This window comes from Gemmata sp. SH-PL17 (assembly GCF_001610855.1).
Lineage (GTDB): Bacteria > Planctomycetota > Planctomycetia > Gemmatales > Gemmataceae > Gemmata > Gemmata massiliana.
Genome location: NZ_CP011271.1, coordinates 1,219,144 through 1,232,102, shown reverse-complemented (window position 1 = coordinate 1,232,102; position 12,959 = coordinate 1,219,144). Strand labels below are relative to the sequence as shown.

Annotated in this window: 11 protein-coding genes; 5 read left to right on the top strand and 6 right to left on the bottom strand. The window is 64.3% G+C overall.

Annotated elements, in window-relative coordinates; genetic code table 11:
- Positions 1–5: 5 nt before the first annotated feature.
- Complete coding sequence (locus tag VT84_RS04920; protein WP_052560500.1) at positions 6–764, bottom strand: DUF6065 family protein; 759 nt, start codon at positions 762–764, stop codon at positions 6–8.
- Positions 765–956: 192 nt separating this feature from the next.
- Here VT84_RS04920 and VT84_RS42115 point away from each other — a divergent pair, with 192 nt between their 5' ends.
- The 3 genes from VT84_RS42115 to VT84_RS04905 all read left to right on the top strand — a co-directional run bounded on the left by VT84_RS42115 (position 957) and on the right by VT84_RS04905 (position 2,856).
- On the top strand, positions 957–1,262 hold the full coding sequence (locus VT84_RS42115) for a PEP-CTERM sorting domain-containing protein (protein WP_082838725.1): 306 nt from the start codon (positions 957–959) through the stop codon (positions 1,260–1,262).
- Between the two features lie 200 nt (positions 1,263–1,462).
- A complete protein-coding gene (locus tag VT84_RS04910; protein WP_082838724.1) occupies positions 1,463–2,464 on the top strand; it encodes a hypothetical protein in 1,002 nt (333 codons plus the stop codon).
- A gap of 101 nt (positions 2,465–2,565) precedes the next feature.
- The gene (locus tag VT84_RS04905) at positions 2,566–2,856 is read left to right on the top strand and encodes a hypothetical protein (RefSeq protein ID WP_082838723.1); all 291 of its coding nucleotides are present in this window, start codon (positions 2,566–2,568) and stop codon (positions 2,854–2,856) included.
- 160 nt (positions 2,857–3,016) lie between these two features.
- Here VT84_RS04905 and VT84_RS40490 read toward each other — a convergent pair whose 3' ends face one another.
- Genes VT84_RS40490 through VT84_RS04890 form a run of 3 tightly spaced genes read right to left on the bottom strand, consistent with a single transcriptional unit; the run spans position 3,017 to position 5,659 of the window.
- A complete protein-coding gene (locus VT84_RS40490; RefSeq protein ID WP_239465691.1) occupies positions 3,017–3,751 on the bottom strand; it encodes a hypothetical protein in 735 nt (244 codons plus the stop codon).
- A 39-nt stretch (positions 3,752–3,790) separates the two neighbouring features.
- Positions 3,791–5,191 (bottom strand): protoporphyrinogen oxidase, encoded by a 1,401-nt coding sequence (gene hemG / locus VT84_RS04895; protein WP_082838722.1) that lies wholly within the window; start codon positions 5,189–5,191, stop codon positions 3,791–3,793.
- Positions 5,192–5,194: 3 nt separating this feature from the next.
- Entirely contained in the window at positions 5,195–5,659 is a 465-nt protein-coding gene (locus tag VT84_RS04890; RefSeq protein ID WP_082838721.1) for a hypothetical protein, read from the bottom strand.
- A gap of 139 nt (positions 5,660–5,798) precedes the next feature.
- Between VT84_RS04890 and VT84_RS04885 the strand changes: the two genes are divergently transcribed.
- Positions 5,799–6,881: a hypothetical protein gene (locus tag VT84_RS04885; RefSeq protein ID WP_082838720.1), complete on the top strand. Its 1,083-nt coding sequence runs from the start codon at positions 5,799–5,801 to the stop codon at positions 6,879–6,881.
- 6 nt (positions 6,882–6,887) lie between these two features.
- On the opposite strand, the gene VT84_RS04880 is transcribed toward VT84_RS04885, so the two are convergent.
- Positions 6,888–7,514 carry a hypothetical protein gene (locus tag VT84_RS04880; RefSeq protein ID WP_082838719.1) on the bottom strand — a complete coding sequence of 209 codons (627 nt, stop codon included), beginning with the start codon at positions 7,512–7,514 and terminating at the stop codon, positions 6,888–6,890.
- A 185-nt stretch (positions 7,515–7,699) separates the two neighbouring features.
- Between VT84_RS04880 and VT84_RS04875 the strand changes: the two genes are divergently transcribed.
- The gene (locus VT84_RS04875) at positions 7,700–9,322 is read left to right on the top strand and encodes an amidophosphoribosyltransferase (protein ID WP_052560491.1); all 1,623 of its coding nucleotides are present in this window, start codon (positions 7,700–7,702) and stop codon (positions 9,320–9,322) included.
- Positions 9,323–9,612: 290 nt separating this feature from the next.
- On the opposite strand, the gene VT84_RS04870 is transcribed toward VT84_RS04875, so the two are convergent.
- Complete coding sequence (locus VT84_RS04870; protein ID WP_082838718.1) at positions 9,613–12,933, bottom strand: sigma-70 family RNA polymerase sigma factor; 3,321 nt, start codon at positions 12,931–12,933, stop codon at positions 9,613–9,615.
- Between the last annotated feature and the right edge of the window lie 26 nt (positions 12,934–12,959).

Genomic DNA, 12,959 nt, shown 5'->3' with positions numbered 1-12,959 from the left:
CGACCTTACGACTTGGGACTTTCCTGGAACGGCTTCACGCTGAGCCGCGTTTGGTGCGATTCGACCGACTTGCCGTCGATCGTTTTGCCCTGGAAGTAGTCCTTCTGCCACCCGCGGGCTACGACTTCGGGGTTCTGGCTGGTCAGCCCCACGAGGAACCCGCTGCGGCTCTCTTCCCACTGCTTGTACTGTTTCTTCAGTTCCGGCTCGGACTCGATCGAGACCACACGCGGGACGAAACCCTCGATGAGTCCGCGCGGTACCGGAACGAGCATACAGAACGGGTCGCCCTGCTCGAACCGGACCCACTCGCACACGCGCGTCATTTTCCAGTTCATCGTGAACGTGGACGCGAGCCAGTCCGTTTCCACCACGCCTTCGAGCGGTTGCACGCCGTCCTTGATCCAGTTCGCCGGTCCCTTCACCCACAAGTTGATTCCCGGCGGCGTGCGAAACAAGAACGGGATCGTGAACGTGATGACGCCGCTCCCGAAGTGGCTCACGATGCGGTTGTCGGGGCGGTCGAAGCGCAGCTCCAGGTCGCCCTTCCCCGGCCCGCCGTACCAATACGCCTCGAACCCGACCGGGCTGCGCAGCACCCACCCGCACTGGTTGGCGATCACCAGCGGTAGGCACCGGTACGGGTGCCGCTGGTGCGCGTTGTCCATCCAGTCGCGCGGGATCGGCGCCGGCTCCGGAAACACGTCCGCCGGCTGGTTCGGGTGCAGCGAATAGGCGATCAGTTCGTTCGCGTTCTCTGACATGGTCCGTCCGCAAGTAACGGCCGGACGAGCCGGCCGGTGGGGGCCAGGAGACGTTAGACGGAATTAACAGTATCAGCGGGCCCCGGACAAGAGCAATCCCCGCACGGAATCGATGTTGACATTCATGAGTGAATTTGGAATGAGGCGCGCTGCGGGAGTGTCGGAGGATTTGGCGTGAGTGGAACCACGACAATGCGTGTGCCGCGCGGCAACTGGCGAATGTGGGGGGCGGTGATCGTGCTTTTGGCGATCAACACGCAAGCGCACGCATTTTACTGGTACGGCTGGCCCGGGAGCCTCGTGCCCCCGAGGGAAACGCTCACCCCACCGACCGAACCCGAAACACCCAACCCACCGGTCGGCCCGCCGGTTCCGGTGGACAAACCGCCGGTCGGCCCCCCGCAACACACCCCAGAGCCCTCTACGGGGATAATCGGGTTGCTGGGCTTTGGAGCCGTCGCCGCCGCGAGGAAATGGCGAAAACGAGCGGTAACTTGAAGGAAGACAAAGCGTTGAGGGCCGGGGAATAACTCCCCGGCCCTCAACGCTTTGGGTGAACAGTCGGGCCATCTCCAGCAAGTCACAAAGCGGATTGACCACTGTCTTGAGCGCGGACTATTTACCAAAGTGATTCAGGAGGCGAGAATCGCGAACGTGATGGTTCAATAACAGATGCTCAACTCATCGCGGAGCGTGTCATGTCCGAAACGCTCGAACCGATTTGCCGCCGGGAATTCGATGCAGTTGCGCTCGTTGCGGAGTTCCCGCCGCGGTTCAGCCACCCGAACAAGAAAGTCGTGTACGGCATCTCGTGCCCGCCCGACGCGGTTCATTCCGGGCGCGTTACGTTCTCGCGCTGGGCAGCGGTCGCCCCGCCCTCGGAAGTGCCCCAGAACGCAACAACCATCGAGCCGCGTGAGGACTACTTCGGCTACGAACCTGTGCCCGCGGGCCTTGGGCGCGTGGAGTGGTACCTGAACTTCTCCCACTACGATCTGTTCTGTGCGTATGGCGGAGGACTGTTCGCGCAAGACGAAATGCAGGTGACGGAGCACCCGGCGCTGGGTTCCCTGCGTGAAGCGCTGTTGCAATCGGGCGTCGAGCCACTGACCGTCAAAGACAGGTCACCGACCCCGGTTCTGGTCACAGGAGTGGAGCGGCGGTGTCGCGTGGCGATTAACCCGGACGCCGCGCTCGGTCGCCCGTTCGGGCTGTACGGCAACAATTTCGCCCGTGCGAAGCCCGACGTGATCGCGCGAGCGACCGAGGCACTCGTTCCGCCGACAATCACCAATGTGCTCGCGATGGAGGCACCGACCGGCGGATCCGGACGCTACACGCGGAGCGCGATCGAGTACGTTCTGCGCACCGCCCACACGGGCTTTCTGGCCGCGCGGATCGAATCGGGCCGACTGTCCGCATCGCCGGAAGTAGTCGTCCACACCGGGTACTGGGGGTGCGGGGCTTACGGCGGGCACCGCACGCTGATGGCGCTGCTTCAGATCCTCGCGGCGCGAACAGCGCAGCTCGATCGACTGGTGTTTCACACCGGTGACGCGGCCGGTTCCGCGACGCTCCGCAACGCGCTCGTTGTGTCCGAACGCGATCTCGGGTTGAGAGAGACGCCTACGCCACTCGCGGCTGTCATTGACAAGCTCGACGCGATGGCCTTCCACTGGGGCGTCGGCGACGGGAACTGATTGCCCACCAAGTACGTTCAATTCAGCGCCAACGGGACGGTCGGCTGCCGAAGTGCGCGCGTCCGTGGTATCTTAAACTGTGACCTTTTTCTGGAGGGCGCATGGAACTCCCCGTACTTATTTCGCCGCAGTCAGTTGGCTTCCGTGCTTCAACCGGCGGTCCGTTTGACCTCGAGGCCGACGGGCCGACTCTGGACGCGGCCGTCGACGCACTTCGCACACTCGTTGTCGCTCAACTCCAGCGCGGGCAGGTGCGCACGTTGACAGTAACGGACCACACGGCGATTCTCGAAGCCGCGCAGAAGGTCGGCGCAAGTCCACTATTCGATGATTGGGTGCAAGCGGTTGAAGAGTATCGTCGGCAAAACAACACCGTGCCGGACGCCGGGTGATGGCGATTTACCTTCTCGATACGACCACACTGACCTTGCTGCAGCGCAACCACCTTCACGTCACCGCAGCCGTCCGCGCACACGCGGCGTATGTCTTCGCGCGTATCCCCAGTTTGTTGTGGGAAGATTGGACGGCGTGAAGGCTCGTGAGCGTCTGCCGTTATTCCTTGCCCAAGACTAGATCAGCGACCCAGCACCCGCGCACGTGTGGCACGTCGGCGTCGCGGCAGTGGGTCAGGATGTCGTCGTTATCACATCCGGCGTCCTGAAGGGCGTCCGCCAGAATCGGCATCGCACTGAAGTCGCGCGACTCGTACATCCCACGAGCAAGTGTGACCGCGGTGTCCGTGCGCCAAGCGCCTTTGAAGTTGGGGCGCTTGAATGGGTTACCGAAAATGTCGCGGAGGATGGGGATGGAATCGAACGCACTTTTCGCACTGATATCGCGCGGTTTGTCATCCATAAAGTGAACCCCGTAGGCCAGCCAGGTCAATTCATAAAGGCGCGGCAGTGGGGTTTGCTCAATGGCGCGATCCGCGTCTAGCGGTTTGGTGAACTCGGCGTTGAGTAGATACCGTTCGTAGTCCGCGAAGCAGTACGAAGGGAACTCGTTCGATGCTTCGCGGTCCAGACTAAACTGGATGCAGAGGGATGCTCCTTCGGCGATGTGCTCCAGGGGAGCGGCTAATAGAGACGGATCGAATTGCCCATCGACCTCGCGCTCGGCGAGGTCGGTAAGAGTTTGACAGAGCCACGGTAGCTCGTCCCATACTCGGCGGACCAATGCGATCCGGTACAGCATGCCCTTCCGCTTGGGATTCTTGACCCAGTGGAGCGCGGACCTAATCATTTCCCCCGCGCTGGTGCCCGCTTCCCACCTCTTTCGCGAGATCATGTCGTTACTCGTTGTCGAGTGCCTGACGGCGGGTGCGATTTACGCTTCCCCTTGCTGAAAGTGCATCGCGACGCGAACCGCGGTGGCCTCGGCTTGTTCCACACAGTCGGCCATTGCGACGCCGCGGTAAGCGTTGCCCGTCAGGAATAAGCCGGGGTGCTTGGCGGCCAGATTGTCGATCCGGGCCACGCGGTCGAGGTGCCCGATCACGTATTGCGGAATCGCGTTCGGCCAGCGCACGATGCGATGAAACACCGGCTCCCCGGTCACGCCCATCGCGTGCCGGATCTCGTCGTGAACGGCCCGCACCAGGCGCTCATCGTCCCATTCCACTTGTTCCGCGCGGTGAACGCCGCCGCACAGTGCGCGCCACAACACGAACCCCTGCGGGGCGCGGTCCGGGAAGATGCTCGAACACCACTGGACGCCGAGTACGTCGCGCCGGGTATTTTGAGGGGCGATGTAGCCGAACCCGTCGTGCTCACCGGGGCAGTGCTCGGCGCGGTAACCGAGGGCCACCACCGCGATGCGGTTGTACGGGATCGCGCCAACTTCACCAGCGAGTTGCGGGTTCAGGTCTTCGAGGATCACTGCTTGCTCGTAAGCAGGGCACGCCAGCACGACCGCGTCCGCGGCCCACGAGTATCCCGTGTGGTCGGACACCTGCCACGGGGCCACACTCGCGGTTTCGGTGATCGTTTGCACCTCGACCCCGCACCGCACGGAATCGCCGAGGTGCTTGCACAGGCCGTCGATCAGTACGCTCAGGCCCTCGCGGAACGACCACATCTTCATCGGGCCGGGAGCCGGTTCCCCGCGCGCCCGGGCGTCCCGTTTCCGCTTCTTCGCCGCGCGCATGAACCCGCGGACCACACTTCCGGCTTCACGCTCCATGACGGGCAATCGGGGGAACGCGGCGGCCACGCTTAAAAGCCCCGGATCACCGCCGTGAATGCCGGTCACGAGCGCGTCGGCGAACACGTCCGCGGCTTCTTTACCGACGCGCCGCGTTGCGAACTCCTGAACGGACTCGTCGGTGCCCGGGGGAGCGGATTTTCGCCACGGTTCGGTGAGCAGTTTCCACTTCCCGCTACGGGTGAGAAGTGGTGTGGTGAGCAGCCCGAGCGGGCCGCTCGGGAGCTTGTGGAGCTTGTCCCGGACGAAGACGTAGCGGTTCTTGCGGCTCCCGTCGCTCGCGGCGATGAGCCGATCGGAAAGCCCCAAATCGCGCACGAGGTGCGGAACCGCGGGGGTGCGGTCCAGGAACCCGTTCGGACCACACTCGACGCGGAACCCGCGGTGGTCTTCCGTAACGATGTTCCCACCGGGCCGGTCCCGGGGTTCCAGAACCGTGACCGTTGTGTCCGGGGAGAGTTGCTTGAGGCGGAAGGCGACCGTTAACCCGGTCAGCCCCCCGCCCACGACGACGGCGTGCGGCATGAGTTACTTTGGTATCCCGACGACCTTTGCTTGGCCGTCTTTAATGCGGACCAGAATTCCCCCGCGCTCCTTCCCGTCCCGCACGAGCAGCATGACGTAGCCGGTCTTCCCCAAGATTTTTTCGATGTCCGCGAGCTGTTTCTCCCGTTCCTTTTCTTTGCCTTCAAACTGCTTGCGCAGCGCGGGTCCGTCGAGCAGCGTGCCGAGTTCGGTCGGCACGTTCTCCGGCTTCACTTTCTCCAGAAACGGCTTGAGGGCATCCTTCAGTTCTTCGGGCTTGGTAATCGGTTCCGATTTCCCGTCCAGAATGAACGGCACGTCTACCGTCTTCATCACGGCGTCGAGGTCTTTGGCTTTGACGGCTTTCAGGAAAGCGAGGGACACGTCCTTCACTTTCTCTTCGTCCTTATCGGCGGCGGATACCGGTGCGGCAAACGCGACGAGCAGGGCAACGGCGAGCGGACGCATGGACGGAACCTCCCGTTGGGGGCAACATCCGCAGCGTATTGTACCGGTCGCGTGTTCACAACAAGTAAAGACCAGGCACAAGGGGGAATTGCGTTCTAAGTTCAAAACGGACCCTTTTGGCACATCCGGAACCGCAGTCATGCAACTGTTTTGCCCCGCATGCCAAGCCGCCTTCGCCGGAACGCAGCGGTGCCCGCGGTGCGCGGGGTTGCTGCTGCTCCCGCACGAAGTGGCGGCCGAGTCTCTGAATTTGAGAGATCTGGCCGGTCCGCCGCCCGAACCGACGCCGTTCAGCCGGGTCGTTGTGGGCGCGGTGTTCGCGCTGGGGCTGTACCTCGGTTTGCGGAAACTGGCGATGGGAGCGGTTCTCGCCGCGCACCCGGAACCGGACTCGTGGTGGACCTCGTTCGAGGGATTAACGACCGTCTGCGGTGCCCAGATCGCGGCGGTTATCTTCGGGGCCGTGCTCGCCGCGGCCGGTCGGGTCGGCGGGTTCGTGTTCGGCGCGACCGTCGGTGGTGTGTGCGGCGGGCTGTTCCTCGCGGCCGAACTCGTGGCCGGGGCACCATTTCGTGATCTTGTGCTGTACATTCAGCCGCTCGTGTTGGTCGCCGTTGGGGGGATCGCGGGCGTGTTCGCGGCGCGCGTGTGGGGCGCGGTCCCCGTACTCGATATGCCGGTTCCCGTGTCGCAAAAGCTCAGTTCGCTGTGCCTGACGCCGGACGCCCTCGTGTCCACCGGGCGCCCGACGGCGTGGGCGCGAATTATGTTCGGGGCGACGCTCATGGTGATCGCGGTCGCGGCTTCCGACCAACTTCGTCTGGGGATGCAGAGGTATTCCGACGGAATGCTGAATGTGGGGAGCGTGGGGCAGGCGAAATTCATCACCTGGCAGTTCGCGGTCCTCGGCGTGTTAACGGGCGGGGTGATCGCCGGCGCGAGCACCGGAACGGGAATCCGGCACGGGTTAATAGCGGGTGCAATGGGAGGGGTCGGGGTGCTCGGGGCGACGGCGCTCCGAGGTGAGGCGCTCAGCCCCGTGAACTTCTGGTTGGGACAGTTATCACTCGGCGAACTCGCCCCAACAGCCCCCGCGGCCGTTGCCGCTGCCGTCGGCGGGATACTGTTTCTCGGGTTTCTCGGCGGCTGGCTCGGTGGCGCTCTGTTCCAACCACTCGCGCCCGAACACGCGCGCGGGCGGCTGAAACAGGGGCTGTACTAAACCGGATTATTTCTTCGCCTCAACGGTGATCTTCAGCGGGGCGCTCGTGAGCGTTACCACGCCGAAGCCGTCGTTCGCATCCTTTGCACCCTTCGGGGCCGGATTCGCGCCCGTCTTTAATGTCGCGGTTAGTTCGTATTCACCCGCTTCGAGCCAGTAGGCCCAGTGCGCCGCGCCCCGGTAACCGCTGACGAGTGTTTTGACCGGAATCGTGTGCGTTTTTCCGGCTGCAATCTCCACACTTTTCGGGCCGCGGAACTCTTTTGTAAACGCCAGTGGCGGGGCAACGTTTAAGGCCCCCTTTCCCTGGAGGGTACAGGTAAGTACCACCGGATCACCCGCTACCCACACCGCGACGGGCTTATCGGACGTGTTCTTGATTTCGATGCTAAGGTCTACTGCTGGTGCCGCCGGTGGGCGCTTGCCCGTTTTTGCCGCGGACTCAATTAGGTTTTTGAGTTCGTCCGCGTTCCGACCGTCGAAGGTGTACTTCGTCGTACCGGTTATGGAGAGTTCGAGCGGGGTCGCGGGCGGATCGGCCCGCGGTTTGTCTTTTTTGTCTTCGGCACCGACGGGGGTCGAGCCGATCGTAAGCAGCGCAAACAGCGCTGACGGGAGAATCGTTCGGAACATCGCAGCCCTCCAATTTGTTGGGTCTGTCACGCGGCGCGAACCGGGCAACCGGTCGGAACGGTGACTCGTGCCACGAGATTCCGACGAACGTGCCCGGAGATGAGATTGTTCACGAAACCTACACCGACTTATATTCTGAACCAGGGGCCAGCGCGCTCTGCCCTTCTTTTTTACCCGGCGGTGACATGGACGAGTTGCACCACGAATGTGGCGTGGCGGCGTTGTATTACCTTCCCCGGAATGCGGACAAGTCGCCGGTGTGGACCGGCGCACCCGACCAAGTGTCCCGGCTGATGCCGCGGATGCTCCTCGACCTCCAGAACCGCGGGCAGCTCGCTGCTGGGATGGCGACCTACAACCCGGACCGCGACAAGCTCATCGACACGTACAAGGACATCGGCACCGTAATTGAAGCGTTCCGGATCAACGAGCCGTCGAAGTACGCCTCCATCATGGAGGACTACGCGGGCCGGGCCGCGATCGGGCACACGCGCTACGCCACCTGCGGGGGCCAGACCCGTAGTTACGCCCAGCCGTTCGAGCGGCGCCACGGGTGCAAATGGAAGTGGTTCGCGTTCGCGTTCAACGGTCAGCTCACCAACTTCGCCGAACTCCGCACGCAGCTCCTCCAGAACCACGACTACCACCTCACGCGCGACAACGACACCGAAGTCATCATGCACTATCTCGCCCACGAGATGCGGAGCGACGAGCGCCCCGACCTCGTGGACGTGTTCCGCCGGCTCGCGGCCAAGTTCGACGGGGCGTACAACCTCACGTTCCTGAACGCGATGGGCGACATGGTGGTGCTCCGCGACCCGGTCGGCATCCGCCCGCTGGTGTACGCGCAGGACGGCCCGATGTTCGGGGCCGCCAGCGAGAGCGTCGCGCTCCAGAACCTCGGGTTCCGCCAGGCGAGCATCAAGTCGCTCGCGCCGGGGGAGCTGATCCTCATCCAGAACGGCGAACTGAGCGTCCACCGGTTCGCGGAGAGCAAGCGCACCGCGCACTGCTTCTTCGAGTGGATCTACTTCGCGAACGTGGCCAGCACGCTCGACGACCGCAGCGTGTACCTGAGCCGCGCGCGCCTGGGCCAGGAACTCGCCAAACAGGAACGCGCCCTGAACCGCGTCCCGCTCGACCCGTCCGAAACGGTGGTCGTGCCGGTCCCGGACACGGGCAAGGCCGCGGCCGACGCGATGGCGTTCTCGCTCGGCATCCCGAGCGTCGAGGGGCTGATCCGCAACCGGTACATCGGCCGCACGTTCATCGAGGGGGGCAACCGCGCGGACAAGGTGCGGCTCAAGTTCACCCCGCTGCGCGAGGTGCTGCACGGCAAGAAGGTGCTGCTCGTCGAGGACTCCATCGTCCGCAGTACGACCCTGCAGAGCCTGCTCAAGCACTTGCGGGACCAGGGGGGCGCGGCCGAGATCCACGTGCGCGTCGCGTGCCCGCCGATCCTGTCGCCGTGCTTCTACGGCATCGACATGAGTACCGTGAAGGAACTGTTCGCGCCGAAGTTCATGGCGGGTAAGGTGCCGACGGTCGCCGAACAGGACGCGATGGCCAAGTCGCTGGGCGCGGACTCGCTGTTCTACCTCCCGGTGGACGCGGTCGCGCGGTGCATCGACCTGCCGACCTCGACCCTGTGCCGGGCGTGCATCACGGGCGACTACCCGACCCCGGCGGGCGAGCAGATGTACCAGCTCTCGCTCCGCAAGCACGCCGTGGGCGACACCGAAGGCCGCACCTACGAGCGCCCGAACGAGCCCTTCATGTGCTCGGTGAACGACAACGGCCGGACGTGAGTTCCCGGGGCCGGTCGGTGAGAATAATTAACGGGCGCGCCTGAACTTGGTCCGAGGCGCGATTGGTGACGCCTCGCTCCGGTGGGTAGAGGCGCCCAAGATCTGGGTGCCGCGAGCCGCTCGGACTCGGGCTGTGAAGGGACAACGCGCCCGAGGTTCCATGCAAACGCGCGAGCCAAGTGGGTAAGAGGCGAACCGATGTGGGGTGACCCGCGGCCGTTGAGTTCGTGGTTGCGGAGATTTCGGATGGGATGAGTCCGAGAAGCCTTGCGTATTTTTGCAGGAACGCACTACCGCTCGGAAATCCGGGACAGAGCTTCATTCGCCTGAATCGTTCGCGATCCTCCTGGTGTGCCGCGACTGAGTGCTTCGAGGTGCGTTTTTGCTTCAGGCGTACCAAGGTGTTCGAGCGCGTCCATCGCGCGTCGGAGCCGCAGGGCCGCAGAAGAGGGGCGCTCGATTCGCCCCAGGATCGTTGTGAGGCGCTGACGGGCCTCTGCGTCCGTGGTCGCCCCGAGTGCCTCCCGTAATAACTGCGCGATCGACTCGCCCCGCTTCTCCAGTTCGGCCGTCGCCCGTTCTCGGTCCGCGAACTGCTCCGACGAGAGATCCTTGACCCACCCGACGATTGCCTTCGGGTCGATCGATTCCGGTTCCAGTTTCTGCTTGAGTAGCGCGATGGCCTCCTTGGGCGAGGCGCAAAGCTCACGCACCGCCCGGAACGCCGTCGCGGGTGAAGCGTCTGCCAGGTCGGTCCAGACTCGGTCGGCGTTGAAAGAGGTGGGGGCTCCCAGCCCGTACACGTCCCAGACGAAGACCGGGGCCTCGTAGCTCGCCCCCACGATGGCCCGGGCGTCCGGCGCGAAGTGGGCGACGGTCGGTCCCTTGTGGCCGGAGAACGTGCGGATCACCTGTCCGGTAGCGAATTCCCACACGCGGATCGTGCCCGCCCCATCGACCGTGAGCAGCTTGCGCCCGTCGGCCGAGAACTCGCAACTGATGCCCGAGAGATCGTTGGACGATTCCTTGGGCGTGTGCCCCTTCAGCGTGTGCATCGCCCGCCCGTCCGACACCCGCCAGCACGTCACGTCTTCGGGTCCGCCCGCGACGAACGCCCCATCCGCGGAGAACGCGATCCCTTCGATCAGTGGCCGCCCGGGAACTTCCACACGAGCCACCCGGTTGTGGCGCCGCAGTTCCCAGACGTCGATGGCGGTTCCGTTTTGAGTCAGCGAACAGATTGCCAGCCGGCGGTTTACGGCGTCGAAGTACGGTACCCCCATCCCTTTGTAGCCGAAGGCCCCGGGACACGCCTCCGACCAAAGTGCTTTCCCGGCCGCGATGTCCCAGACCGTCAGCACATGGTCCTGCGTGACCGTTACGAGCAACCGGTCCCGGTCCGCGAACGTCGTGTGCCACGGGTAATTGGACACGCCTTCTAATCGGGCAACCACTCGGTCCGTGGCCACTTCCTTAACCAGAATTGCCAGTGGGAGCCGGGGCTTACTTTTCGGGATATCAAACTCGACGCGCATCTGTCCGTCCTCGGACCTGATGTCGCCGAAGGGCGGCTGGGGACCGTGTGCCTTGTCTTGCAGAAGCTTCCCGCTCTGCCGGTCGACCGTGATCGTCCGGTTGGACTGGCGCAGTACGACGTTGCCGCGGGCGTCGAAGCGGGCCGGGAGCACGTACTCGTCCGCCGACTGTGGGTGCCGCGCGTTCTTTTCGAGATCCCACACCGTTACTCGCCCCTCGTAGCGGCGCGTGCTGGCGAGCAGTCGGGAATCCGGGGAGAACGCCACGAGTGCGGGCCAGGCGAATGGTATGGACTGGAGCTCCTTGCCGCTTTCCAGGTCGAGCACCCGTATCTCGCTCGATGAGTCCGATTCTGTAGAAACCGCCAGGAGCTTACCGTTCGGGCTGATGCTCATGACGCTGGGCGCGGGCGGTATCGAAATGGACCGGAGCACTTTGCCGGTCGCGATGTCCCTGAACGTGACCGTGCCGGTGCGGGGCTTCCCCTCTTGCGCGGTGCCAGAGATGGTGATGAACGCCCGCCCGTCCTTCGCGAACGCGGCGTTGTGGTTGAAGTCACTTTGACGAACAAAATCCTGCGCAAATGATCGTTTCGATTCTCCGGTCACGGTGTCGAATATCGAGATCGGGTGCCCCTGGATCGGCGCGCACACTTCGGACCCGCTCGGAGTAAACAGGACGCCGGCGTAATGGTAGAGCCAGTTCTCGGGGAAGGTTGTCGTTTTTGCAATGGTCCTTTTTACCTCGCCGGTCGCGGTGTCGCCGAGCAGCATCTCACTGTTCCGGCGGACGACGGCGAACGTTTTCGTGTCCGGAGAGAAACCCGTACCAATAATGCTGTTCGGTGGGAAGCGTTGGTTTGGGTCCGCTTCTGTGTACAGAATCTTCTCCAACTCCTGCCGGCCCGTGGCCGCGTTGAACGACCGGAACCCGTTCGCGTCCAGAACCAGCAGTCGTTTGTCGTCTGTTGTGAAGGCCACGGCGACCGTCCGGTAACACATGGTGCTCTGGTGCAGATCCACGGCGACCGGGACGCGGTACAGTTCCTTCCCGTTGGCCAGATCCCAGACACAGACCGACTTGTCCCCGTTCGCGGGCGAAGCGGTTGCCAGCCACCGCCCGTCGTGGCTGAAGGCTATCGCGCCGACTTCTCCCGCGTGCCGCAAGCGCGGCGAACCGATCCGCGCGACCGCCCCTTCGGGGAGACCGTCGCGCGTGACCAGCGCATCCGCCTGTGTACCAACTTTCGCCTCTTCCTTCGGTGCCGGCGTCGGAGGAGGGGCACTGGCCCCGGAAGAAAACAACACAACCGACGCGACGGCTCCCGCAACCAGAACGCTTATCACCGCAGCGGTAACGGACGAACCGGTCAAGAACCGGGTGACCGCGCTCACGGGACGGTGGGCCGCCATCGCCCCGCGCATGATTGCGTCGTGTGCGGCTCCCGCGGTCCCGGTCGTTGAGTCGATCAGCAGTAGGGACACGGCCACCGAAAGTTCCACGCCGCGCCGCCCCAACCGGTGGCGCAAGGTCTCCCGGCCGCGCTGGAGCCACCCCCGGACCGCGCCGGGCGTCGTCCCCAAGCGCCGGGCCGTGTCCTCGACCGTGTTCCCCTCGATGGTACATAACAGGACGGCCGACCGATGAGGTGCGGGCAAACGTGCGAGTTCCTCATCAAAGATGACCAGGACTTCGCGGACCGAGAGTTGATCCAGGGGCGACGCGGTCGGATCAACGGGTTCGGTAACCGCGGGAGCGACCGCAACGGGCCGGGCCGTGACGGAGCGCGCCACGCGGTACAGCCAGGACGGGAGCGCTTCCGCGTGCCGAATGGTGTGCGCTTTCCGGGCCAGCGTCAGGAATGTCGCCTGAACCGCGTCGTCGACCGCGTGGCGGTCCCGCGTCAGGCGCCGGCTCGCGTCGCGGACGAGTGCCTCGTACCGCCGTAGGAGTTCCCGGAACGCGCCCTCGTCCCGGTCCCGACAGAAGCGCCGCAGAAGTTCGGCGTCACTGGTGTCGCACACGGGCGCGCGCTCGACGGTTCGGACGAGTTGAAGGGCCGCGGTCAGTCTCATGGGAGGTCTCCCGGTACCTGTTATCG